This window comes from Aminobacter anthyllidis (assembly GCF_018555685.1).
Taxonomy (GTDB): Bacteria; Pseudomonadota; Alphaproteobacteria; order Rhizobiales; family Rhizobiaceae; genus Aminobacter; species Aminobacter anthyllidis.
Window position 1 is genome coordinate 315,936 of sequence record NZ_JAFLWW010000002.1, and the last position, 24,713, is coordinate 340,648.

The 24,713-nt window shown below is 63.9% G+C and carries 17 protein-coding genes; 6 read left to right on the forward strand and 11 right to left on the reverse strand.

The features are described 5' to 3' along the window. Positions 1-164: 164 nt before the first annotated feature. Positions 165-1,199, forward strand: a complete 1,035-nt coding sequence (locus J1C56_RS06710; RefSeq protein WP_246591197.1) for an endonuclease/exonuclease/phosphatase family protein — start codon at positions 165-167, stop codon at positions 1,197-1,199. Positions 1,200-1,267: 68 nt separating this feature from the next. Here the strand turns inward: J1C56_RS06710 and J1C56_RS06715 are convergent, their stop codons facing one another. Next, a complete protein-coding gene (locus J1C56_RS06715; protein ID WP_214387244.1) occupies positions 1,268-2,950 on the reverse strand; it encodes an electron transfer flavoprotein-ubiquinone oxidoreductase in 1,683 nt (560 codons plus the stop codon). Between the two features lie 261 nt (positions 2,951-3,211). Here J1C56_RS06715 and J1C56_RS06720 point away from each other — a divergent pair, with 261 nt between their 5' ends. After that, positions 3,212-3,853, forward strand: a complete 642-nt coding sequence (locus J1C56_RS06720; protein ID WP_338001409.1) for a hypothetical protein — start codon at positions 3,212-3,214, stop codon at positions 3,851-3,853. Between the two features lie 36 nt (positions 3,854-3,889). After that, positions 3,890-4,747 carry a uracil-DNA glycosylase gene (locus J1C56_RS06725; RefSeq protein WP_214387245.1) on the forward strand — a complete coding sequence of 286 codons (858 nt, stop codon included), beginning with the start codon at positions 3,890-3,892 and terminating at the stop codon, positions 4,745-4,747. A 12-nt stretch (positions 4,748-4,759) separates the two neighbouring features. On the opposite strand, the gene J1C56_RS06730 is transcribed toward J1C56_RS06725, so the two are convergent. After that, on the reverse strand, positions 4,760-5,158 hold the full coding sequence (locus J1C56_RS06730) for a hypothetical protein (protein ID WP_214387247.1): 399 nt from the start codon (positions 5,156-5,158) through the stop codon (positions 4,760-4,762). Positions 5,159-5,293: 135 nt separating this feature from the next. On the opposite strand from J1C56_RS06730, the gene J1C56_RS06735 reads away from it, so the two are divergent. Continuing rightward, on the forward strand, positions 5,294-6,022 hold the full coding sequence (locus J1C56_RS06735) for a helix-turn-helix domain-containing protein (protein WP_214387249.1): 729 nt from the start codon (positions 5,294-5,296) through the stop codon (positions 6,020-6,022). On the opposite strand, the gene J1C56_RS06740 is transcribed toward J1C56_RS06735, so the two are convergent. From J1C56_RS06740 to J1C56_RS06750, 3 genes are all read right to left on the reverse strand, one after another. After that, positions 6,019-7,023, reverse strand: coding sequence for a Stealth CR1 domain-containing protein (locus tag J1C56_RS06740; RefSeq protein ID WP_214387251.1), 1,005 nt, complete (start codon positions 7,021-7,023; stop codon positions 6,019-6,021). The genes J1C56_RS06735 and J1C56_RS06740 overlap by 4 nt on opposite strands. An 80-nt stretch (positions 7,024-7,103) precedes the next feature. Next, positions 7,104-8,051, reverse strand: a complete 948-nt coding sequence (locus J1C56_RS06745; RefSeq protein ID WP_338001410.1) for a DMT family transporter — start codon at positions 8,049-8,051, stop codon at positions 7,104-7,106. After that, positions 8,048-10,357 carry a xanthine dehydrogenase family protein molybdopterin-binding subunit gene (locus J1C56_RS06750; RefSeq protein WP_214387253.1) on the reverse strand — a complete coding sequence of 770 codons (2,310 nt, stop codon included), beginning with the start codon at positions 10,355-10,357 and terminating at the stop codon, positions 8,048-8,050. Before J1C56_RS06750 ends, J1C56_RS06745 begins: the two co-directional genes overlap by 4 nt. A gap of 148 nt (positions 10,358-10,505) precedes the next feature. On the opposite strand from J1C56_RS06750, the gene pepN reads away from it, so the two are divergent. Both pepN and J1C56_RS06760 read left to right on the forward strand, forming a co-directional pair. Continuing rightward, on the forward strand, positions 10,506-13,151 hold the full coding sequence (gene pepN / locus J1C56_RS06755; RefSeq protein ID WP_214387255.1) for an aminopeptidase N: 2,646 nt from the start codon (positions 10,506-10,508) through the stop codon (positions 13,149-13,151). Between the two features lie 264 nt (positions 13,152-13,415). Next, positions 13,416-15,746 (forward strand): PAS domain-containing sensor histidine kinase, encoded by a 2,331-nt coding sequence (locus tag J1C56_RS06760; protein WP_214387257.1) that lies wholly within the window; start codon positions 13,416-13,418, stop codon positions 15,744-15,746. Positions 15,747-15,749: 3 nt separating this feature from the next. On the opposite strand, the gene J1C56_RS06765 is transcribed toward J1C56_RS06760, so the two are convergent. From J1C56_RS06765 to J1C56_RS06790, 6 genes are all read right to left on the reverse strand, one after another. Further along, positions 15,750-17,138: a serine hydrolase domain-containing protein gene (locus J1C56_RS06765; RefSeq protein ID WP_214387259.1), complete on the reverse strand. Its 1,389-nt coding sequence runs from the start codon at positions 17,136-17,138 to the stop codon at positions 15,750-15,752. A 131-nt stretch (positions 17,139-17,269) separates the two neighbouring features. Beyond that, a complete protein-coding gene (locus J1C56_RS06770; RefSeq protein WP_214387261.1) occupies positions 17,270-17,722 on the reverse strand; it encodes an EF-hand domain-containing protein in 453 nt (150 codons plus the stop codon). A gap of 66 nt (positions 17,723-17,788) precedes the next feature. Further along, entirely contained in the window at positions 17,789-20,752 is a 2,964-nt protein-coding gene (locus J1C56_RS06775; protein WP_214387263.1) for a bifunctional [glutamine synthetase] adenylyltransferase/[glutamine synthetase]-adenylyl-L-tyrosine phosphorylase, read from the reverse strand. Further along, positions 20,753-22,207 (reverse strand): sensor histidine kinase, encoded by a 1,455-nt coding sequence (locus J1C56_RS06780; protein ID WP_214387265.1) that lies wholly within the window; start codon positions 22,205-22,207, stop codon positions 20,753-20,755. Further along, positions 22,207-22,881 carry a response regulator transcription factor gene (locus J1C56_RS06785; protein WP_214388276.1) on the reverse strand — a complete coding sequence of 225 codons (675 nt, stop codon included), beginning with the start codon at positions 22,879-22,881 and terminating at the stop codon, positions 22,207-22,209. Before J1C56_RS06785 ends, J1C56_RS06780 begins: the two co-directional genes overlap by 1 nt. A gap of 188 nt (positions 22,882-23,069) precedes the next feature. Continuing rightward, a complete protein-coding gene (locus J1C56_RS06790; RefSeq protein ID WP_214387267.1) occupies positions 23,070-24,602 on the reverse strand; it encodes a Do family serine endopeptidase in 1,533 nt (510 codons plus the stop codon). Between the last annotated feature and the right edge of the window lie 111 nt (positions 24,603-24,713).

Genomic DNA, 24,713 nt, shown 5'->3' on the forward strand with positions numbered 1-24,713 from the left:
CATGCCGGTTCCGAGCCATCGGTCTCACGAGTCGCCCGGCATTTCAACCGCCGGTCAGGGACGAAGCCATGTTGCACGGCTGCGCCAACAGAGCTTTCCAGCAAGGCGCAAGCGGCCCATAATCGATCATCAATGGGCCGCATTTGTTGCTACATGAAGCTCGAATGACGACGTTTTACAGATTTGGCAGGATCGCCTGCTTCCTGGCGATGATGCTTTTGTCGGTGCCGCTGGTTGCCGGGTTCTTCGGCGCCTGGCATCCCGCGCTCGACTCGTTAGCGCATTTCAGGGTGCATCTGGCGGTGCTGATGATGCTGGCGGCGTTGCCGCTGCTGCTGACGTCACTGCGCTGGCAGGCCGCTGCCGCGCTGGCATTTGGTGCGGCGGCTCTGTCCACCACCTCCAGTTCGCTGCCCTTGCCCGGGCTCGGCCCGGTGCATGCCGCGTTCCAGCCGCGCGCCGAAGGCCGGCCGGTCTACAAGATGCTGCAGATGAACCTGCGCTTCAAGAATACCGAGCCTGAGAAGGTGCTGTCGCTGGTCGGGCGCTGGCAGCCCGACGTCATCACCTTCCAGGAGGTGTCGGCGATGTGGGAAGGCAAGCTCAAACCGCTGTTCGCGCGCTACCCCTACCGCATGATGTGCCCCTATCCGAACGGCATATTCGGCGTGGCGATCCTGTCGCGGCGGCCATTTGCCGAAGGCAGCGAGCCGCAATGCTTCGGCGAAGGCGCGCTTGCCGTCGCCAAGGTCGACTTCGGCGGCCGCGCAAGCGACATCGTTTCCATCCATCTGGGCTGGCCCTGGCCGTTCGAGCAATCGCGGCAGATTGGCGAGCTGAGCGGCAATCTCGCGGCCCTTGGCCAGAACGCCATTCTCGGCGGCGACTTCAACGCCACACCGTGGAGCGCGGCCGTGGCCCGCGTCGCCAGCATCGGCGGGCTGACACCGATGCCGGCCGCCGGCCGCACCTGGCTGACCTTCATGCTGCCCGACTTCATGCGCTTCGCGGGGCTCACCATCGACCACGTCATGGCCAAGGGCGACGTCCTGGTACACTCGGTGACGATGGGCGAGGACGCCGGCTCGGACCATCGGCCGCTACTGGTCGAGTTCTCATTCCGGGATTCAGCAACGCATCCTGAAGACAGCGCGACCGAAACGGTGTCGACCGAAAGCGCCTCCGCACCGCGCAGCTAAAGAAACGGCCCGAAAATCGGGAGATTTCGGGCCGTATCGATTGTTGGCGTAGGGGCCAATCGGCCCGATCACATATTGGGATAGACCGGACCTTCGCCACCCTGCGGCGGCACCCAGTTGATGTTCTGGTTGGGATCCTTGATGTCGCAGGTCTTGCAGTGGACGCAGTTCTGCGCGTTGATCACGAACTTCGCGTCGGCGTGGCCAGGATCGTTGGCGATCGAATTGCCGTCGGCGTCGACCCACTCATAGACGCCGGCCGGGCAGTAGCGGCTCGAGGGGCCGGCGAAGATTTCGTATTCCGAACGCTTCTGCAGGTCCATGTCCTTGACCTGGAGGTGGACCGGCTGGTCCTCCTCGTGGTTGGTGTTGGACAGGAACACCGACGACAGGCGATCGAAGGTCAAGACGCCGTCGGGCTTGGGATAGTCGATCCTCTTGTGCTTCGATGCAGGCTCGAGCGACTGCGCGTCGGTCTTGCCGTGCTTGAGCGTGCCGAAAGGCGAGACGCCAAACAGCGTATTGAGCCACATGTCGAGCCCGCCGAGGCCGACGCCCAGAATGGTGCCGAAGCGCGACCACAGCGGCTTGACGTTGCGGACCTTCTTGAGGTCCTTGCCGATATCAGTCGAGCGCCAGGCGGCTTCGTAGGAGGCGAGTTCGTCATTGGCGCGGCCGGCAGCGATGGCTTCGGCCACGTGCTCGGCGGCGAGCATGCCCGACAGCACGGCGTTGTGCGAACCCTTGATGCGCGGCACGTTGACCAGGCCGGCCGAGCAGCCCATCAAAACGCCACCGGGGAAGCTGAGCTTCGGCACCGACTGGTAACCGCCCTCGGTGATCGCACGCGCGCCGTAAGACAGGCGCTTGGCACCGTCGAAGGTGTGGCGGATCGCCGGATGCGTCTTGAAGCGCTGGAACTCCTCGAACGGCGCGAGATAGGGGTTCTTGTAGTTGAGGTGGACGACGAAGCCGACGGCCACCATGTTGTCTTCGAGGTGGTAGAGGAACGAACCGCCGCCGGTCTTGAAATCGAGCGGCCAGCCGAACGAATGCTGGACCAGGCCCGGCTTGTGATGCTCGGGGGCGACCTGCCACAGTTCCTTGAGGCCGATGCCGAATTTCTGCGGCTCCTTGCCGGCGCCGAGATCGTATTTGGCGATCAGCTGCTTGGCGAGCGAACCGCGCGCGCCCTCGCCGATCAGCACATATTTGCCCATCAGCGCCATGCCGGGCGCAAAGCCTGCGCCGTGGCTGCCGTCGCGCTCGACGCCCATGTCGCCGGTGACCACGCCGGCGACGGCACCCTGGTCATTGTAGAGCAGGCCCGAGGCGGCAAAGCCGGGATAGATCTCGACGCCGAGCGCTTCGGCCTTGCCAGCCAGCCAGCGGCAGACATTGCCGAGCGAGACGATGTAGTTGCCGTGGTTGCTCATCAGCGGCGGCATGGCGAAATTGGGCAGCTTGACGGAGCCCGCCGGGCCGAGGATCAGGAAGTGATCGTCGGTGACGGGGGTCTTGAACGGATGCTCGGCATCATCGCGCCAGTCAGGCAGCAGGCGGTCGATGCCGATCGGATCGACGACCGCGCCCGAAAGGATGTGGGCGCCGACCTCGCCGCCCTTTTCGAGCACGACGACCGAGAGTTCAGGATTGACCTGCTTGAGCCGGATCGCCGCTGCCAGGCCCGCCGGGCCGGCGCCGACGATGACAACGTCGAATTCCATGCTCTCGCGTTCGATATCGCTCATCAATCCCTCCGCGTTGGCTGGCCCTGTCCCAAGGGCAATCTGTAGCTAGGCGCTGCATAGCGCATCGTTGGCAAACGTCAAACCGACCAATCCGCACATCGGCTGTTTGGTCTAATGATGCTTCTCCAGACGATGAATTATCTTACGTTAACGTAAAGGTCAAAAGATTTCACCTTTCGGCTGTGCGTTACGGCCCGTACTGTCACAAAACAGGTGTTGTTCAACAGCCTTTTCGTCCATTGATTCTATATGCGCCAACACGTGCCCTGCAGGACCGGACTGGAGCGCTTTCACCCCAAACGCCACATCCTGGCTGGGGCTGCCCTTCTTATTGCGACATGTCTTGTCAGCGAAGGTCGCTCGCAGGAGACCGGGCCCGATCAAAAGGTCTGGAATGCCGGGGCGTACTCGTTTTCCGACGAACTCGGCGGCTTCAAGATCATAAGCGTTTCGGGAACAGGCACGAGGGAAGACCCGTTCGTGGTCAAGGAAGAGCTGGAATCGGCGACGCCGGTGACGCTGACCATTCGCACGATCCGGCCGATCCGCCCCTTCGACAGCTCGGGATTTTATGCCAACGGCGTCATGTTCATGCGCATCGAGGCGCTGAACAACAGCGGCCAGGCCTGGGTCGAGTTCGAATTCGAACTGCAGGAGCAAGAGGGCCAGGCCAGCGTATTCGGCGATGGGCTGTCCTTCGACCAGCGCCGCACCGACAACGTCAACATCTCCTCCGACAGCTTCGAGCAGTACAGTCGCGACTTCGAGCCCTATGACCGGCTGCGCTTCATAGATGGCAAGGTCGACCCGCTTGCCGTCGCCGGCTTCAGCTTCCTGGTCACCGACTACACGCCCCGCTGGCGCTTTTATCTGGTGCAGGACCCGCGCATTCCCTCCTCCTGAACTTGCAAATCGCCGGCGTAACGCCGAAACTGGGGCATGGCCTCAATTTCGGGAAACGAACGTCCGGATCTGCGCGATCTGCTCGCCTTCTATGCTGCGGCGGGCGTCGACGATGCGCTTGTCGACGATCCGATCGACCGGTTTGCCGAAAGCGCCCAACGCCAGGCAGCACCAGCGCAGCAGCCGGTACAGGCTGGAGAGCGCGAGGCACCGCGTCTCGGTGCGGACAGACCTGCTCCACCGCCTCCACGTCCCGCGGCCATTGCCGCCGTGCCCGACGAGGCGCAGGCAGCGGCAGCGCGCGAGCTTGCTTCCAAGGCCGCGTCGCTCGACGAACTCAAGCAGATCATGGCGGATTTCGACGGCTGCAACCTCAAGGCCACGGCCAAGAGCATGGTGTTTGCCGACGGTAATCCCGAAGCCGACCTGATGCTGGTGGGCGAAGCGCCCGGCCGTGACGAGGACCTGGAGGGTCTGCCGTTTGTCGGCCGCTCGGGACAGTTGCTCGACCTCATCCTTGCGGCCATCGGGCTCGACCGGAAGTCGGCCTACATTGCCAATGTCATTCCGTGGCGCCCACCTGGCAACCGCACGCCGACACCGCATGAAACGGAAATCTGCCGGCCGTTCGTCGAGCGCCAGATCGCGCTTGCCAAGCCCAAGGTGCTGGTAACGCTCGGCGGCCCGTCGGCCAAGCTGCTCGTCGGTTCGCAGGAGGGAATTCTCAGGCTACGCGGCAGCTGGAAGAGCCATGTCACGGCGGACGGCACGGTCATCCCTGTCATGCCGACGCTGCACCCGGCTTATCTGTTGAGAAATCCCGCCCACAAGAAACTTGCGTGGCGGGATTTCCTGGAGGTCAAGGCGAAGCTGCGGGAACTGGGCAGCCACTGAAGGCGGCGGTCCTCAGGCCGCAGCCGGCGCAGCGCGGCGGATACCGACGAACTGCAACTCCGCGAACACCGCCACCGTCAGCGCCTGAGCCGCGACGAAGGCGATGCCGAGCAGGTTCGGCTGGATGGTACCCGAAAAGAGCAAGGCGAAGCTGCCGATTACCCACAAAGCGTTGATGGCGATGATGTCGACCATCACAAGCTTCGACACGGTAGGCCGCCGGGCGATGACGACCAGCATGGCGACGAAGGGCACCAGCGCCAGACCAGCCCAGAACAGCAGTTCGGCAGGCAATTCGAGGAGCGGCGAAAGCAGAGGCGCGCCAAGCATCATCAGCAGGCCGGCAGCACCGCTGATGAGCGCATCGGCGTGAAGGACATTGCGGAGGAAGGGCGTGACGGCAATGGACATGACTGAAGCTCCTGGTTCGGTTGCTGGAGGCTGTCTGCGAACGCCTTCCTGAAATCGAACATCTCACCAGCCCAGGGCCAAAGCGATTACGCTTGAGGTAATAGCAATCAGAATTTTGCCTGCTAGTCTAACGGCATGACAACGACACAAAACACCGTAGGCGAACTCATCCGCGAATGGCGCACCAGGCGGCGCATGAGCCAGCTCGACCTCGCCATGGAAGCCGAAATCTCGCAGCGGCACCTGAGCTTCATGGAGAGCGGGCGCTCGGCGCCCTCGCGCGACATGGTGCTTCATCTCGCCGAACAGCTCGAGATTCCGCTGCGCCAGCGCAACCAGCTTCTGCTGGCCGCCGGATATGCACCGAGCTTCAGCGAAAAGCCGCTCGATCACCCTTCGCTCGCACCAGCCATGGACGCCGTGCGCATGGTGCTCAAGGGGCACGAGCCCTACCCCGCGATCGCCGTCGACCGGCACTGGAACCTGATCGAGGGCAATGCGGCGCTCGGGCCCATGCTTGCCGGTGTGGATGCCTCGCTGCTGGAGCCACCGGTCAATGTGCTCAGGCTCAGCCTGCACCCGAAGGGCGTGGCGCCGCGCATCGTCAATCTGCACGAATGGCGCTCGCATCTGATCGAGCGGCTGAAGCACCAGAACGACACCGCCGGCGACCCATTCCTCAAGACATTGGAGCAGGAGTTGCTGAGCTATCCCGACGGGCCGCGCGCCGGACGCCCGATGCAGGCCGACCCGCTGGCGATCGCGCATCCGCTGCGGCTGCGCGTCGGCGATGCGGTGCTGTCGTTCATCAGCACGATCTCTTCCCCGCCGATGAAGAGACGGCAGCACGGCTCAGGTGCCTAGCCGTTCAATAGACCCGGAGGCCGCGGGATGCTGCGACGATCCTTTTCGAAAGGCGACGGGTCTGGAAAGATCGCCGCAAGGGCCGCCTGCATCTCCAAGGCCCTGACCGCGGCGCGCGCCTCATCGTCGATCTCGTCGTTGAGGCAGAAGAAAGCAGGCGGCTGCCCGACCAGGCTTGCCAGCGACCGGCTGAATGCGTCGTCGTCCCTGACGGCGATGACATGCTCGCCGGCCAGTTTCACCTGAAGAGCGCCTTCAGGTAGGCCGCGGTCGCGCTCGGGAACGGCATTGAGGTAAAGCACCCGTGCCAGCGCATCCGTTCGCTGGCGAAAACGATGCCGCGAGGTGCGGCGCAGCCAGAAACCGAACCGGGCGTTCAGCCAGGCCAGCTTGTCCAGCTCCAGCAACAGCGGGATATGCGGCGGGTAGGACCATCGCCTACGGCGGAACGCCAGGCAAAGCAGCAGATTGTTGAAGGCCAGCGTATGCCTGTAGCGGTCGGCTTGCAGCCGAAACCGGGGCAGCCTTGCCGACATGACGTGAAGCCGGGGCCTGCCATCGGGCGATATGAATTCTTCGCGCGGTATCAGCTGGCCGACGAAGAAATCGTCGTTGAAAAGCAGGAAGCGGTCGGCAACACCTGCCATGCCTATGCGGTGGAGGTTGGCTTCGATGGCGCTGGAACTGAAAACCGGCAGGCTGGACGGATCGGCGAAGAAATCCGCGTGTGTGACGAGACGGATCCCCGGGTGGTCGAGATCGAGCCATGACGGCACCTGGCCGTTGGTGACGAGATGGATGGTCCTGACCCATGGCAGGTGGAGGTGGATCGACCGCAGCGCATAACGCAGCTCGCCGTTCTCGCGAAAGCGGTAAGGCGCGGGCCTGTTCCAGGGCAGCTTCGGCCAGTGGCGCAGCAGACTGGCGCGATGGGCAGGGTCGTTGCCGTCAACCCACGGCATCACGACATCGATCGGGTCGGAAAATTCATTGTCAGCCATGCGTCGCCCTTCGACCGAAAACCGGTCGCCTCAGATCATTCCGAGGAGCGGGCAGGCTCCAGATTTACAGACATCACCGCCTATTGCGGCGACGAGGCCTTCTTGGCGGCCTGGATTTCCAGGCCAAGGCGCTGTTCGCGCCAGATGATGAAGATGCCGGCGCCGATGACAATGGCGCCACCAACGAGCGTATGGATCGTCGGCAGATCACCGAAGACGAGATAGCCGACGGCGATGCCGAGAAGCAAGGAGGTATATTCGAAGGGCGCGACGGTCGAGGCCTCGGCGTGGCGATAGGCCTCGGTCATGAACAGCTGGGCAATGCCGCCGCAGAAGCCGCCGGTGACGAGCAGCGCCGTTTGCTCCCAGGTCAGCGACTGCCAGCCGAACGGGATGCTCAGCAAGGACATGACGCTGGCGGTCAGCGAGAACCACAGCACGATCGTCGCGGTGCGTTCCGTATGGACGAGTTTGCGCACCAGGAGCATGGCGACGGCCGAAAGTGCGGCACCGGCAAGGGCCGCCACCACGCCCATCGCCGCCTTGTCGCTCATGCCCGCGCCCGAAGTGAACAAAGTGAGGTTTGGCCACGAAACGATGAGCACGCCCAGGAGACCTACGGCAACCGCCGTCCACCTGTAGGAGCGGACATTCTCGCCGAGGAAGATGGCGCTGAAGACTACGACAAGCAGCGGCTGGGCATAGTTCAGCGTGATCGCCTCCGGCAGCGGCAGCTGCGTCAGCGCGAAGAAGCCGAAGCCCATGGCCGTCACCCCGGCAAGCCCGCGCATGATGTGCCCGAACGGTCGCGTGGTAACGACCGCCGTGCGCAACTCGCCGCGGAAAGCAAGGAAGACGAGGATCGGAAAGATGGCAAAGAAGGACCGGTAGAACACGATCTGGCCGGCTGGCACCTGGCCGGCCAGCTTGATACTGGTCGACATGCCGACGAAGATCGCAACTGATATGACCTTGAGCGCGATACCTGTAAGCGGCGACGAAGCCGCCTGAACCACGTTTTGCTTCACTGCTGCCGTGCCGCCTCTATCGCTGCCCAGATGCGCAACGGCGTCGCGGGCATTTCAATGTGGGTGATGCCGTAGGCGCGATAAAGCGCATCGGTCACCGCGTTGAGTGCCGCCGGCGTGGCGCCGATGGTGCCGGCCTCGCCCGCGCCCTTCATGCCCATGGCATTGGTGGTCGAAGGCACGTTGCGCGTCTCGAAATGAAAGGACGGTACGCTGTCGGCGCGCGGCATGGCGTAGTCCATGAAGCTGGCCGTCAGGAGTTGGCCGTCCTCGCTGTAGACCGCCGCCTCCTGTAATGCCTGGCCGATGCCCTGGACGACGCCGCCATGAACCTGGCCGGCGAGCAGGATTGGATTCACCGTGACGCCGAAATCGTCGACGATGGTGTAGGCGATCACCTCTGTCGTGCCGGTCTCAGGATCGATCTCGACTTCGCAGATATGGGTGCCGTTGGGATAGGTCGCTTCGTCCTGAACAAATTCACCCATCGCCTTGAGATCATCGGGATTTTTCGCCGCTGCATGGAGATCGGCGAAAGCCATGGCGCGGTCGGTGCCGACGATGCGCGCCTCGCCATTGCCGAGTTCGATATCGGCGGCAGCGGCCTCCAGTTCGTCGGCCGCGATCTTCTTCAGCTTGTCGGCGAGTGCCGCGCCGGCGCGGGAGGCAGAGACGCCTCCGAGCGGAATGGAGCGCGAACCGCCGGTGCCGCCGCCCTTGGCAAGCTGGTCGGTATCGCCCTGGTGAACGCTGATCTTTTCGACGTCGAGATTGAGTTTTTCCGAGACGAACTGGGCGTAAGCAGTGGCATGGCCCTGGCCGTTGGACTGGGTGCCGATGAACACCGAAACGGTGCCGTCGGCATTGAGCTCGACCCGCGCCGGCTCGGAGCCGGCAAAGGCGCAGGCCTCGATGTAGGTTGCCATGCCGATGCCGCGAATCTTGCCCTGTTCCTTCGCATCCGCAAGCCGATTAGCGAAGCTGGCCCAGCCGGCACGCGCCATCGACAGATCCATGTGCGCCTGGAACTCGCCGACGTCGTAGAGCCTGCCGGTCTGCGTGCGGTACGGGAACTGCTCGGGCCGGATGAAGTTGCGGCGGCGGATTTCGTCGACCGACAGGCCCAGATCGCGGGCGCAGGCATCGGCGAGCTTCTCGACCAGGAGGGCTGCTTCCGGACGCCCTGCCCCACGGTAGGCATCGACAGGACAGGTGTTGGTGTAGACACCCAGGATCGTCACGTCGAGCGCCTGGATATCGTAGACGCCGGTCGACATGCTGGCGCCGATATGGGCGATAACAGGACCATATTGCGAGATATAGGCGCCGAGATTGGAGAGCAGTTCGACGCGCAGGCCGAGGAAGCGGCCGTCCTTGTCCATGGCCATCTCGGCCTTGACGACATTGTCGCGTCCTTGCGCATCGGTAAGGAAATGCTCGGTGCGGTCGCTGGCCCATTTGACCGGCCGGCCAAGCCGCTTGGCGGCTTCCAGCACCAGCGCATGCTCGCGATAGACAAAGGCCTTGGTGCCGAACCCGCCACCGACATCCGGGGTGACGACACGCAGCTTGTCGGCGCCGATGCCGAAGACCTGGCCGGTCAGCACGGTGCGCATCGAATGAACGCCTTGCGAGCCGGTGGTGAGTACGAAGCGGTCTTCGTCGTCACGCCATTCGCCGATCGCCGAGCGCGGCTCCATGTAGTTGCAGATCAGGCGGTTGTTGATGAACTCGACGCTGGTGACGTGATCGGCCCTGGCAAAGGCGCTGTCGGTCCTGGCCTTGTCGCCGAGATGGTAGGTGAAGGCGCGATTGGTGCCGAGTTCGGGCCAGACCAGCGGCGCCTCGTCGTCAAGCGCGGTCGCGGTGTTGGCGGCGGCGTCCTCGCCGTCATAGTCGACCTCGATCAGTTCGGCGGCGTCCTGGGCGAGCGCGCGGCTGTCGGCGACAACGAATGCAACCGCATCGCCGACATAATGGACCCGGTCCCGGCATAGGATCGGGATATCGCGGGTCGGCGCACGGGTGCCGTCGGGCTGCTTTTGCATGACTGTCGATTTGAGTGCGCCGAGATGGGCAACATCAGCGCCGGTCAGCACCAGCCGCACGCCAGGTGCCGCGCGGGCGTCATCAAGGGAGCCGACGGTGAAGCTGGCCTTGGCGACAGGCGAGCGCAAGACATAGCCGTGGAGCTGGGACGCCGGTGCGATGTCATCGGTATAGCGGCCCATGCCGGTGATGAAAGCACCGTCCTCGACGCGCAACACGGACGCGCCCATTCCGAATTTCGGCGTGACGATTGTCATATCTGCCTCGTGAGGATTGGTGGGGAGCGCAGCGAATGTGCGGTCGCGAACAGTTTTGCCGAGGGGGCGTTTCGTGTAAAGAGCAGCGGCCGCATATTTATTCTACCAGCGCGCACCAAGCGTTTGCAGTCGACAGGAAGGCCACCACATGCGCACTGACACTGGACAGGTGTTTCGTCTCGAAGACTACCGGCCCAGCGACTACCTGATCCCTGAGACCGAACTCGATTTCCGGCTTGGCGATGAGAGCACATTGGTGGTGGCGCGGCTGACGATCGAGCGGCGCCCCGGCGTCGAAAAACCGGTGCAGCTCGAACTCGACGGCGACGGCTTGACACTGCGCCGCATCGAGATCGATGGCGAAGCGCTCGACGCGGCCGACTTCGACGCAACGCCCGACCGGCTGGTCATCTACAATCCACCCGCGTCCGGCCGCTTCAAGCTTCTGATCGAAACCGAGCTCGCGCCATCGGCAAACGCTGCGCTGATGGGACTTTATCGCTCGAGCAAGGTCTATTGCACGCAATGCGAGGCGGAGGGCTTCCGCCGCATCACCTATTTCCTCGACCGGCCCGACATCCTGTCGGTTTACACGGTCCGCATCGAGGCACTGCGTTCGGAAGCGCCTTTGCTTCTCTCGAACGGCAATCCAGTCGAGGCCGGCGACCTCGAAGAGGGCTGGCATTTCGCCGTTTGGCACGACCCCTTCCCCAAGCCGTCCTATCTGTTTGCGCTCGTCGCCGGCGACCTCGGCTGCATCAAGGACCGTTTCGTCACCGCCTCGGGCAAATCGGTCGAGCTCGGCATCTATGTCGAGCACGGCAAGGAGAACCAGGCCGGCTACGCCATGGATTCGCTGCGCCGCTCGATGAAATGGGACGAAGAGGTGTTCGGCTGCGAATACGACCTCGACGTCTTCAACATCGTCGCCGTTTCCGATTTCAACATGGGCGCGATGGAGAACAAGGGCCTCAACATCTTCAACGACAAGTACGTGCTTGCCGACGAGGAGACCGCGACCGATGCCGATTTCGCCAATATCGAGGCGATCATCGCGCATGAGTACTTCCACAATTGGACTGGCAACAGAATCACTTGCCGCGACTGGTTCCAGCTCTGCCTGAAGGAAGGGCTGACGGTTTTCCGCGATCACGAATTCTCCGCCGACCAGCGTTCGCGGCCGGTCAAGCGCATCGCCGAGGTGCGCACGTTGCGCGCGCACCAGTTCCCCGAGGACCAGGGGCCGCTGGCTCATCCCGTCCGCCCCCGGCGCTACCGCGAGATCAACAATTTCTACACGCCGACGGTCTACGAGAAGGGCTCGGAAGTGGTGCGGATGATCCGCACCATACTGGGCGCCGAGACATTCCGCCGGGGCATGGATCTCTATTTCGAGCGCCATGACGGCGATGCGGCCACGATCGAGGATTTCCTCAAGGTGTTCGAGGAGGTTTCGGACCGCGACCTGTCGCAGTTCGCGCTCTGGTATCATCAGGCCGGCACGCCCAATCTGAGCGTGACGACCACGCACAACACCGCGACGGCCAAATTCACCATCGAGCTTGAGCAATCGGTACCGCCGACACCGTCGGAAAGCCGCAAGCGCCTGATGCACATTCCGCTCGCCTTCGGCCTTGTCGGCGCCGACGGCAAGGACATGGCGTTCTCAAGCGTCGAAGGCGCGACCGTCGAGGATGGCGTCATCCACGTCCGCAAGCGCAAGCATGTCGTGACCTTCGAGGGTGTGACCGAGCGGCCAGTCTTGTCGCTCAACCGTGGTTTCTCGGCGCCGATCACGCTCAGCATCGAGCAGCGGCCGGAAGACCAGATTTTCCTCGCCTCGCATGAGGGCGACGCATTCTCGCGCTGGCAGGCGTTCAATACGCTCCTGACCGATGCGACCATCGCGGCGTTCAAGAGCATCCTCGGCGGCAAGCAGCCGGCATTCAGCGCCGACCTGACCGGACTTGCCGGGCGCATTGCCGGCGACGGTTCGCTTGAGCATGCGTTCCGGGCGCTGGCGCTCGCCCTGCCCGGCGAAGCCGACATTGCCCGCGAGATCGGCAAGAACATCGACCCGGACGCGGTCTTTGCCGGGCGCGAGGCGCTGGCGCGGGAAATCGCCAATGGCAATAGCGGAGTCTTTTCGCAGCTTTACGAGGATTTGCGCATGTCGGGCTCCTTCTCGCCCGATGCCGCCAGTGCGGGTCGCCGCGCCTTGCGCAACACGCTGCTGGACTATCTGGCAATCCTTCCGGACGGTAACAAGCGCGCGGCCGCCCATTTCGGCTCCGCGACCAACATGACCGACCGTGCAGCAGCCCTTGCCGTGCTTGCGCATCGCCATGCCGGCACAGCGGAAGCCAAGGACGCGCTGGCCGAATTCGACAAGCGCTACCGCGGCGACCCGCTGGTCATGGACAAGTGGTTCATGATCCAGGCGACAGCCCCAGGCGCGGCGACTGTCGATGCGGTGCGCGCGCTGACCGAGCATCCAGCCTTCTCGATCGCCAATCCCAACAGGGTGCGTTCGCTGATCGGCGGCTTCGCGAGCGCCAACCAGACCGGCTTCCACCGCGCCGACGGTGCCGGTTATGCCTTGTTCACCGAGATGGTGCTGACGGTGGAAAAGCGGAACCCGCAGGTTGCCGCGCGCCTGGCCACCGCGCTCAGGTCATGGCGGTCCCTCGAACCAAAGCGCCAGGCCAAGGCACGCGATGCATTGCTGTCGATGCAAGCCAAGGAGGGCCTTTCGGCCGACCTGCGCGACATCATCGAGCGCACGCTGGCCTGATCCGGAGCGCGGGGAATTTCAGTCAGGCCGGCCCGAGCTGAGATTCCGCTTTCCCGGGATAGTGCGGCGGCTTTCAAAATCTGGAGGCCGCTGTCTGGCCCGCGCAAAACGCCACACCCGATTCAGCTGCTTTTTAGCCGAACTTTAATCTTTTTCGCCCGCCCCACTGGACAAGGCGAATCAGCTTTGATTCTTTAGTGACGATTCGGATGTTCGGCGTATGCCGGATCGACCTACCAGGAAACGGGATTTGGGGAGCCATTTATGGCCAAGGCGGACGCGTGGGGCGCGCCCGATGAGATTGCATTTGGCCGTCGCAGGCAGGCGCGGAGCGCTGGCCTTTCAGGCAATGCACGTCTCATCGCCGAACCCGCATATCGTCGGCTGCTGGCGGCTGAACCCCTGCTCCGCCGTTCGATCCCCACGCTGATCGTCGTCTTCCTGATCATCGTGGCCGGCACGCGCGTGCTGAACTTGCTGGCAATGCGCGACGACGTCGAGCGCAACGCCAAGGCGATCCTGGCGCTCTCCGCCAGCGAACTGGTCAACTCGCTGATGGTAGGCGCGACCACCGAGAGGCCGCTGGCCGCCGCGAGCCAGGACCTGCTCGAACGCACCAGCCAGCAAGGCACGCTCAGCCGCAGCCACGTCATCGCGCTGACCGACCAGAATTTCCGCATCGTCGCAGTCAGCCCGCAATCGACAGGCTGGCAGGGCCAGTCGCTCGACGCCCTGGTCTCGGGCGGGCAGCCGCTGTTCATGTTCGGCGACCGTGCCGGTGTGATGGACGTTCGCATCGGCGGTCAGGACTGGCTGGCAGCCGTCAGCATCGCCGACGACAAGCGCGCCGCGGCCGCGGCCATGGTGCCACAGGACGCCGTGTTCGCCGAATGGCGCAAGACCGTATCGCTCAACGTCGCGCTGTTCGTCCTGACCGCCGGCATGCTGATCATCATCCTCTACGCCTATTTCAGCCAGGCGGCGCGCGCCCAGGCCGCCGACAGCATTTACTTGCAGGCGCATGAACGCATCGACCTGGCGCTCGTGCGCGGCAAATGCGGGCTCTGGGACTGGGACATGGTGCGCGGCAAGATGTACTGGTCGCGCTCGATGTACGAGTTGCTCGGCTACGAGGCCTGCGAGGCGATGCTGTCGTTTGGCGAGGTCGCGCGCATCATCCACCCCGAAGACGGCGACCTGTTCGACCTGGCCAACCAGGTGATCATGCGCGAGGTCGATCATATCGACCGCGTGTTCCGCATGCGCCATGCCGACGGCCGCTGGGTCTGGATGCGGGCCCGCGCCCAGGTTGTCGATCGGGAGGCTCCCGAAATCCAGATGACCGGCATTGCCGTCGACATCACCGAGCAGCGCCACCTCGCCTTACGCTCGGAGGCGGCCGACCAGCGGCTCAGGGCGGCGATCGAAAACATCACCGAATCCTTCGTGCTGTGGGATGCCAACGGGCGCCTGGTGATGTGCAATTCGAAGTACCAGCACGACAACGGGCTGAACGACCGCGACGTGCTGCCGGGGACCGCACGCGAGGACATCGAGGAGCGCATGGTCGCCTTCGCTTCCGAGCGTCGGCTTGCCAGCGCAAACGGCCCGCGTGCCGGCGCAACCTACGAACGCCAGCTCGCCGACGGACGCTGGCTGCAGGTCAACGAACTCACCACGCGCGATGGCGGCATGGTGTCGGTCGGTTCCGATATCACCCAGATCAAGCAGCACCAGGACAAGCTGATGGAGAGCGAGCGCCGGCTGATGGCGACGATCCACGACCTCAGCCTGGCCCGCCGCTCGGAAGAGGAACGCTCGGACGAGCTTGTCGAACTCAACCGTAAATACATGCGGGAAACCGAGCGCGCAGAGGCCGCCAACCGCGCCAAGTCGGAATTCCTCGCCAACATGTCGCACGAGCTCCGCACTCCGCTCAACGCGGTCATCGGCTTTTCGGAGCTGATGGAAGGGCGCCTGTTCGGCCCGATGGGCTCGCCGCGCTACGAGGAATATGCCCGCGACATCAACTCCAGCGGCAAGTACCTGCTGGGTGTCATCAACGACATCCTCGACATGTCGAAGATCGAGGCCGGCCAGTTCTCCATGGACCGCGAGGAGATCGACCTCTGCCCACTGATCCGCGAAACCGTCAGGGTGGTTTCGCTGCAGGCAGCGCAGAAGTCGATCACCGTCGAGACGCAGATCGCCGATTCCATGACGCTGTTCGCCGACCGGCGCGCGGTCAAGCAGATCGTCATCAACCTTCTGTCCAACGCGGTGAAATTCACCGGCGAAGGCGGGCGCATTTCGGTGCGGGCGCGCAATGCCTCGGGCGCGCTCACGCTCAGCATCGAAGACAATGGCTGCGGCATTCCCAAACATGCGCTGGGCAAGCTCGGCCGGCCGTTCGAGCAGGTGCAGAACCAGTTCTCCAAGAACCACGCGGGCTCGGGCCTCGGCCTCGCCATCTCGCGCTCGCTGGCCGAACTGCACGGCGGCGCGCTGAAGATCAGGTCGACCGAAGGCGTCGGCACGATCGTGTCGGTGCGCATCCCGGTGAAGAAGGTCGAGCGGCTGGCCAAGGCCGCCTGAGCATCAAGGCGCTTCCGGCAGCCGGGCCTCGATGAACTCCAGCGGCCGCGTGCTCGCCGGCGGATCGAGGTTGGAAAGCGAAACCAGCACGTAGCCCAGCCTGGGGAAGATATGCAGGTCGCCGCTCATGCCGGGCGCGCCGCCATTGTGGCCAAAGCCTTTCCAGTTGCCCTCGCCGACAACGGCAAAACCAAAGCCGAACATCGGGAACTGCGTGCTGGTCGCCAGATCGAGCATCGCCTTGGAAACGAGCTTGCCGGCTTGGAGCGCCTCAGCGAAACGCCAGAGATCACCAACAGTCGAGTAGCCACCGCCGGCGGAGGTGCCACGCCACGGCAGGGTGTCGGTGTTGGGCACAAGCTTGCCGCCCTGGTTGAGGTAGCCGATGGAACGCCCCGGTACCGGCTCGGTTTCAGGCAGCGAGCCTGTCGACATCATGCCGGCCGGCGCGAACACGTTCTTCCTGACATAATCCTCGTAGCTCATCCCGCTGGCCTTCTCGATCAGCGCACCGAGTAGGATGAAGCCGTAGTTCGAGTAACGCTGCCCGGCGCCCGGCGCGAACAGCGGCGCGCGCTTGCCATAGAGCGCGATGTAGTCGTCGATCGTGCGCAGGTTGAGCCGGTTCTTGTCGAACTCGGAACCGAAGATGTCGCCGGTGCCGCCGGTGTGGGTGAGCAAGTTGCGCACTGTCACCTTTTTGGCGATGTCCTTGCTGGGGTAGCTGGACAGATATGTACCGATGGGCTCATCCAGCCCAAGCTTTCCGGCTTCGACAAGCTGCAGCACCGCCACCGCCGTGAACATCTTGTTCATCGAGCCTATGCGGAATTTGGTGTCGACAGTCACGGGCAGCTTGCGCTCCCGGTCGGCTAGTCCCCATGCCTTCTCCAGTACGACCTTGCCGTCCTTGGCGATCAGCAACGCACCGGAGAAGCTGTCGGCTGCCGCTGCCTCATCCTGATGCTTCACCAAGGCTGCGACCGCATCAGCCAGGGGCAGCCGCTTGGCGCCAAGGCCGGCGGGGGGCATGACCGGATCGAGCTTGAAGCGGCTAAGCTTAGGTTCGGCATCGGCACTCAAGCCGAGCTCCAGCCGCGCGAAACGATCGCCGGCTTTTTCCCTGAGGATGGCGACAAGGGTGGTGGCATCGCTCTGCTCCACCTTGACCAGCTCAAAGCCGCCGGTCTGCTCGCGCAGGGGCCCCATTCCGGCGATCGGATCCCTGGGCCGGTAAGTGCGGTCGAATGCCTCGGCCTTGGCCGGGTCGCCCGTGTTGAGCGCTTCCAGCAATTCGGCGAGCACCCTGCCCGGCGGCGTGGGCGGCAACGCCGCTTGGGCCAAAGCGGCAGTGGAAATGAACAGCGAGAGAATGGCAACGATCCAACCCATGGCAGCACTCCTTTGTCGGAGGCGAGCAAAGGCCGGCTTGATTGCGGCAAGGTTGCGCGAAGCAGTGTCCGGACAAAACAAAACCTCCCGGAGAGGCAATCTCCGGGAGGTTTGTAGGCGTCGTGTCGGCGCTAGCGCTTGCCGTTGCCGCCGCGCCAGTGGCGAGCAGGCATCTCGTCCTGGACGATCTTGCCGTCGTCGTTGCGGTCGAGCAGCGCGAAGAGCTTCTTCTGCCGCGACTCGATCTCGGCCTTGGTCAGTTCACCATCGCCATTGGTGTCGAAACGCTTGATCAGACGTTCGGCCATGCGCTCGGCACGCATGCGCTGGATCTGGTCCGCCACCTCGGCGACGGTGATCTTGCCGTCGGAGTTTTCGTCGGCATCGACCAGCCGCGTGTTCATGGCGGCGGCGAACTCCTCGAAAGTGACGTCACCGCTCTTGTCGGCGTCGGCCCGCTCGAAGCGCATCTGCGGCTTCATGTTCTGGCCGCGCGGTCCCTGCTGGTTCGCCGCGAAGGCGGAGGTGCCGGCCGTGCCGGCGAGGGCGAGAAAGGCGATGGCGATCCTGGTTGACTTGCTCATGGGGTTTCTCCTGTTGCATCGACACCCCCGATGCTGATCGAAGCTCAGATGCGGCGTCCCACCGCCTCACTTGCGCTTCGCACGAAGCAAATGGTCAAAGTGGACCCTGACCTTTTGCGACGTCTCCTTGAGATGGGCCTCAAGAACGGCGAAATCGGGAAGATCGGTTGCCGCGAGCAGCAAATCCGACAGACCCGGCGGAACATCGTTCCGCTCGAACGCACCGGTGAGACACAGCCTCGTCATTTGTGTGATGGCCGAATAGAGCATGTAGGCGTCGACCAGATCCTGGCGCACCTGCGCATCGGCGAGTTCAGGCGCCAGACGGTGCAGCGTGTCGGCGGTGCCTGTCGCATGCCCCTGCCCTTCGATCCTGCCGGTCAGCACCGCCACCTGGGCGATGAACTCAAGGTCGATGAGCCCGCCTGGAACCAGCTTGATGTCCCACAGATCGTGCGGCGGCTTTTCGTCCTCGATCATCTGGCGCATGTCGCGCGCCTCTGTGGCAACCTTGGCGGCCTCACGCGGCAAGTTAATGATCGCTGCGACCTCGGCCTCGACCTCGGTGCAGAGCGAGGCATCGCCAGCGATCGGGCGGGCACGGGTCAGCGCCATGTGCTCCCATGTCCACGCTTCTCCGCGCTGATACTTGCGGAACGAATCGATATGGGTCGCAACCGGCCCCTTGTTGCCCGACGGGCGCAGCCTGAGATCGAGTTCGTAAAGCACGCCTTCGGCTGTGGGTGCCGAGACCGCGGCGATCAGGCGCTGGGTCATGCGCGAGAAATAATGCGACGGCGCCATCGGCTTGTCGCCGTCGGACTCCTCGGCGTTTTCATCGTGGTCGTAGAGTAGGATCAGGTCGACATCGGAGCCGGCGGTCAGTTCGCGGCTGCCGAGCTTGCCCATGCCGAGGATCGCGACGCGACCGCCGGCGATCCTGCCATGACGCCGCGCGAATTCAGTTTCGACGGCTTCGAGTGCCGCGGCCACCGTCAGGTCGGCCAGGTCGGAAAAGGCCTTGCCGGCGCGCGCCGGATCGATCGCGCCAGCCAGCAGGCGTACGCCGATGAGGAATTTCTGTTCGGCGGCGAAGATGCGCAGCCGGTCGAGCACCTCCTCGTAGAGCCGGGTGCTTTCAAGGAAGGCCGCAAGACGGGCGGCAAGGTAGGCGCGGTCCGGCAGTTCGGACAGCAAGGCGGGGTCGAGCAGCCCGTCGAAGACATGTGGCCTGCGGGTGATGATGCCGGCAAGGCGTGGCGCCGCCCCCATGATCGTCGCCAAAAGCTTGAGCAGCGCCGGATTGGACTGGAGCAGCGAAAACAGCTGTATCCCCGCAGGCAAGCCGGCGAGGAACTCGTCGAAGCGCATAAGCGCCTCGTCGGCACGGCGAGTCTTGCCGAACGCCTCAAGCAGCGCCGGCGTCAATTCGGTCAGGCGTTCGCGTGCCTCGGCCGACTGTGTGGCGCGGTAGCGGCCGAAGTGCCAGCTGCGGATGACCCGGCATATGTCGGAGGGGCGCTGGAAACCGAGCTGGCGCAGCGTGTGCAGTGTGTCGGGATCATCGACGTCGCCGGTGAAGACCAGGTTTCCGACGCCGGAGGACAGCTCGGGCGCGGCCTCGAAGAGCGCCGCATAGTGGCGCTCGACCTCCTGCAACGAGGCGCGGAATACCTTGGCGAACGCGTCCGCGTCGGCAAAGCCGAGCATGTGGGCGATGCGCGCGACACCCTCGTCGTCCTCCGGCAAGGTATGGGTCTGCTCGTCGGCAACCATCTGGATGGCATGCTCGACGCTGCGCAGGAACCAGTATTGCCGCTCAAGTGCGTCGCGTGCCTCGCCGGTGATCCAGCCACGCAGGGCGAGCTGGGTCAGCATCGGCACGGTTGCCCGGCCACGCAATTCGGGAAACCTGCCGCCGGCGATCAGCTGCTGGGTCTGGACGAAGAACTCGATCTCGCGGATGCCGCCGCGGCCGAGCTTGACGTTGTGGCCCTTAACCGCGACTTCGCCGTGGCCCTTGTGGGCGTGGATCTGGCGCTTGATCGAGTGGACGTCGGCGATCGCCGCGTAGTCCATGTACTTGCGCCAGACATAGGGCTGGAGCTCTTTCAGGAAGGCCTCGCCGGCGGCGATGTCGCCCGCCACCGGGCGCGCCTTGATCATCGCCGCGCGTTCCCAGTTCTGGCCGCGGCTTTCATAGTAGTGGAGCGCTGCAAGGATCGGAATGGCCAGCGGCGTCGAGCCGGGATCGGGACGCAGGCGCAGGTCAGTGCGGAAGACATATCCGTGTTCGGTGCGGTCCTGCATGATGCGGACAAGGCGCCGGGTGAGCCGAGCGAACAGTTCGGTGGATTCCAACGGATCGATGATTGCCGGCGCTTCCGGATCGAAGAACACCACGAGGTCGATGTCGGAAGAAAAATTCAGCTCATGCGCGCCGAGCTTGCCCATGCCGAGCAAAATCCAGCCGGAACCGACTGTCGGGTTTTCGGGATCGGGCAGCTTGAGCTTGCCCTGGTCGTGTGCGTCCCTGAGCAGGAAATTCACCGCAGCACTGGTGCACAAGTCGGCCAGGTCGCTCAGCCGGCGCACGCTGTCAGATGCGCTGGCCTCGCCGGAGAGATCGGCAAGCGCGATGAGAAAGTGTGCCTCGGCCTTCAGCCGTCGCAACCGCATCATCAGGGTGTTTTCGACGACGCCATCCTCGCGCGGGGCGCCGGCAATGGCTTCGCCAATCGCCTGAAGCCGCTCCTCGATGGTCTGGTCGAACAGCTTGTCGAGCATTTCCGGCTGGCGCCGGGCGCTGTGGCGCATGAATTCCGAGAGATCGAAAACCGCGGCAAGGAAATCCTGCGCCGGCCCCTTGGCCTTGAGGAATGCGGCGAGGCGATCGAGCCCCTCCTCCCTGGCAACGACGGCAAGCTCGTCAAGTTCGCGCCGCGCACGCTCCGGATCGAGCGGCGAGACATTGGCCGTAGGCTCCAGCTGCCACTCGGTCGCGTTCTTCCTGGCAGCCACAGTTTTCATCTAATCGTCCTTCGATCCGGGGAACCCCATCAGGACCGATAATCCGGGATTGCCAGGCAAAAGATCAAGTCGGCCATTGTGATACGTCATCACGGCCTTGGCGAGGCTGAGGCCGAGGCCGGAACCCGGCTGCGAACGGCTCTTTTCGAGCCGGACAAAACGCTCGGTGGCGCGCGCCCGATCGCCCTCGTCGGGAATGCCGAGGCCATTGTCGGCGACCTGCAGCCGAATCTCGTCGCCGTCGCGGTTCAAGGTGACGCCGACATGAGGCTTTTCGACCGAACCGGCGGAATATTTGATGGCGTTGTCGATGACGTTCGAAAGCGCCTGGGCAATCAGTTCGCGATTGCCGTTGACGACGACCGGACCGGCGACGGTCGCCTCGAAGCCTACGCCAAGCTCCTCGGCAACGGGTTCGTAAAGCTCGACGACGTCGTGAACGACGGCAGCGAGATCGACCTTGTCGAGCGACTCGGCGGAATAACCCGCCTCGAGCCGCGAGATCATCAGGATCGCATTGAAGGTGCGGATGAGCTGATCGGACTCGGCAATGGTGCCTTCCAGCGCCTCGCGGTAGTCGGCGCCGGTCTTCTTGCCGGAGAGCGCGGCCTCGGCCCTGTTGCGCAGACGCGTCAGCGGCGTCTTGAGATCATGGGCGATGTTGTCGGACACCTGCTTCAGCCCATCATTGAGATGAGCGATGCGGGCGAGCATGGTGTTGAGGTTTTCCGAAAGCCTGTCGAACTCGTCGCCCGCGCCAGTTACCGGCAGGCGGCCGCTCAAGTCGCCGGCCATGATGCGCCGGCTGGCAACCGAAACGCTGTCGATGTGCTTCAAGGCGCGGCGGCCGACGAAGTACCAGATCAGCAGGCCGCCAAAGCCCATCATGCCAAGCGCCAGCATCAACGACCGCTGGATGACACTGCGGAACCGCTCCGGCTCGCCAAGGTCGCGGCCGACCATGAGGATCATCTGGTTGGGCAGGCGCAGGACAACAGCTATTGCGTTGTGCCCAACCTCGGTAAGCGTTTCGGTTTCGGGTGCCGCAGCGGCGGCCGACGGTTGACGCCTGCCCGCGGCTTCACCGTAACGCTCGTAGGAAAACGGCAGCTCCGTCCAGCCTTCGCGCTGCAGCACGCCGGGCTGGATGCTTTCGACGTTGCCAGACAGGATCTGGCCATTGGGATCGGCGAGCAGATAGAGATTGGCGCCGGGCTGGCGCGAGCGTTGTTCGACAACGCGCACCAGAACGGGTATGCCGCCGCGCTGATAGGCGCGGGCAAGGCCCTGTACTTCCTCGTTGATGGTTTCCTGTGTCTGCGCCAGCAGCATGCGCGCCGACAGCGACGTCATGTAAAAGACAAGCAGGACGGCACAGAGCGCAAAAAGCAGCAAATAGAGCGCCGACAGGCGCGCCGCGGTGGTCTTCATGATGGCCGGCAGCCTGAATGCCATCAGCCCGCCTTGAGCATGTAGCCGGCGCCACGAATGGTGTGCAGGATCGGCTTTTCGAAGCCCTTCTCGATCTTGCCGCGCAAACGCGAGATATGGACGTCGATGACATTGGTCTGGGGATCGAAATGATAATCCCAGACATTCTCGAGCAGCATGGTACGCGTCACCACCTGGCCGGCGTGGCGCATCAGATATTCGAGCAGGCGATATTCACGCGGCTGCAGGATGATCTCCTGGGAGGCGCGGCGCACCGTGTGCGACAGCCGGTCGATCTCGAGATCGCCAACCCGGTAAAGCGTCTCGGATTCGCGGGCCGGTGCGCGCCGGTTGAGAACTTCGACACGCGCGAGCAATTCGGAGAAAGCATAAGGCTTGGTGAGATAGTCGTCGCCGCCGGCGCGCAGGCCGGTCACACGGTCATCGACCTCGCCGAGTGCCGACAAGATCAGGACGGGTGTTGTATTGCCACGCGAACGCAGGCCGGCGATCACCGAGAGACCATCGCGCCTCGGCAGCATGCGATCGACGACGAGGACATCGTATTCGGCAGCATCGGCAAGCGCGAAACCTGAATCGCCGTCACCCGCGACATGGGCGGTATGACCGGCTTCCGCGAATGCCTTCTGCATGTAGTCGGCGGCCTCGCGGTCATCTTCGATGACAAGAATCTTCATGCCGTCGTTATACGCGATTTTGTGGGATGTCAGAGGCGACATGTCGTTTCCTCCCAACGTGGAAGTGGCAGCGGGCGATGGGAGCCCGCTGCCACCGGTGCCGGAATCGAATACTGACAAACTATCCGGCGCCGTAAGCTCCCACCGTGCGGCTGGGGGTGATGAAGCCGCCCGGCGGGAGTAAACGGTCAGCCCTGATTGAGCGGCAGGGCGACGAACCGGTTGGCGTCATCGCGGCTGATCTGGAAGAGAACAGCCTTGCGGCCTGCCTTCTCCGCCTGGTCGAGCGCCTTGGTGACGTCGGCCGCGGACTTGACCTCGACCGCGTTCACCGTGGTGATGACGTCGCCTGCCTGGACGCCACGATCGGCGGCGTCGCTAGAAGGATCGACGTCGGTGACGACGAGACCCTTGCCGTCCTCGGACTGGGTGACCGTAAGGCCAAGGTCAGCCAGCGAACTCGGCTCGCTGGGCGATGCGGGTTGAGCTGCCGAAGCCTGCTTGTCCGCACCGGGGATTTCGCCGAGGCCAACCTTGATGGTTTCGGCCTTGCCATTGCGCCAGACGGTGATGTCGACCGACTTTCCGGGAGTGATACCGGCGATGAGGCGCGAAAGCTCCTTCGGCGAGGCGACGTCCTGGCCGTTGACCTGGGTGATGATGTCGCCGGCAGCGATGCCCGCCTTCTTGGCCGGGCCGGTGTCCTGGGCGCTCGCAACGAGAGCTCCCTTCTCGCTCTTCAGGCCGAGAGACTCAGCTATGTCCGTGGTGACCGGCTGGATTTCCACACCGAGCCAACCACGTTGGACACTGCCGCTCTTCATCAGATCCTGAACCACCTGCTTGGCGGTCGAGGCGGGGATGGCAAAGGCGATGCCGACATTGCCGCCAGACGGCGAGAAGATAGCGGTGTTGATGCCGACCACTTCGCCGTTGAGGTTGAAGGCAGGACCGCCCGAATTGCCGCGGTTCACCGCCGCGTCGATCTGCAGGAAGTCGTCGTAAGGGCCAGCGCCGATGTCGCGGCCGCGCGCCGAGACGATGCCTGCGGTAACGGTGCCGCCGAGGCCGAACGGGTTGCCGACGGCAACGACCCAGTCGCCGACACGAACCTTGGCGTCGTCGGCAAAGCCGACATAGGTGAACTTGGTGTCGGTATCGACCTTCAGCACGGCGAGATCGGTGCGCGGGTCGGTACCGATCAGCTTAGCGTCATATTCCTTGCCATCGCCGGTGACGACCGTATAGGCACTGCCGTCGGCAACGACATGGTTGTTGGTGACGAGATAGCCGTCTTCAGAGATGAAGAAGCCCGAGCCCTGGGCAACCGGACGCGGCTTCTGGTTGCCGTCGCGACGGTTGTAGCGCGGACCACGATTCTGGTCGCGGTTGCCGTCTTCGCCAAACTGACGGAAGAAACGCTTCAGCGGATGATTGTCGGGGAGATTGTCGAAACCCTGCTGGTCCGAGAACGGCGAGTCGCCACGGTCGGAGGCCGGCGCGATGGAGGCCTTGACCTGCACGCTGACGACCGCCGGCGAGACCTGGGCGACGACATCGGCAAAACCGGTGGCCTGAGGCGCCTCAACGCGCACAGCCTCGGCATAGACGGGGGCGGTTCCGCTGGTGATGGCACCGAGACCGATTGCACCCGCAAGGGCGACAGATGCGGCGGCAGTCAGGAGACGCTTGCGCGAACGCGAAAGGGGGTTGGTGCTCATTGTCTCTGATCCTCTTGAACAGGATGCCTTGGATTCGCATCCGTTGGATCAAGAGATAGAGAGGCTCACATTACGCCACCATTTCCGGTGCATGAAACTTTCGTAATGTTG